This window comes from Burkholderia sp. BCC1985 (genome assembly GCF_905339915.1).
In the GTDB taxonomy this organism is placed as follows: domain Bacteria; phylum Pseudomonadota; class Gammaproteobacteria; order Burkholderiales; family Burkholderiaceae; genus Burkholderia.
In genome coordinates, this window is record NZ_CAJPGY010000127.1 from 1 (window position 1) to 575 (window position 575).

Annotated in this window: 1 protein-coding gene; it reads right to left on the reverse strand. The window is 64.7% G+C overall.

The features are described 5' to 3' along the window. A partial coding sequence (locus tag U4Z31_RS36950; protein WP_321812996.1) for a 3-hydroxybutyrate dehydrogenase occupies nucleotides 1-575 on the reverse strand: 575 nt, incomplete at both ends.

Consider the following 575-nt stretch of genomic DNA (forward strand, 5'->3'; position numbering starts at 1 on the left):
CGACTGGCCCGTGAGCGCGGCGCTCGGGAACGCCGACAGGAACAGCACCGTCTGCGCGACGTCCTGCACCGTCGTGAACACGCCGTCGACCGTGTTGCCGAGCATCACCTTCTTCACCACTTCCTCTTCGCTGATGCCGAGCTCCTTCGCCTGCTCCGGAATCTGCTTGTCGACCAGCGGCGTGCGCACGAAACCCGGACATACGACGTGCGAGCGCACGTCGTGCTTCGCGCCTTCCTTCGCCAGCACGCGCGCGAGGCCCAGCAGCCCGTGCTTGGCCGTCACGTACGCCGACTTCAGCGGCGACGCTTCGTGCGAGTGCACCGAACCCATGTAGATCACGACGCCGCCGCGATCGTCCTTGTACATGTGCTTGAGCGCGGCCTTGGTCGTCAGGAACGCGCCGTCGACGTGGATCGCCTGCATCTTCTTCCAGTCGGAGAACGCGTAGTTCTCGATCGGGTTGACGATCTGGATGCCCGCGTTCGACACGAGGATGTCGACCGAGCCGAACGTGTCGGCCACCTTGTCGATGCCGCTGTTGACCGCTTCCTCGTTGGTCACGTCCATCGCGA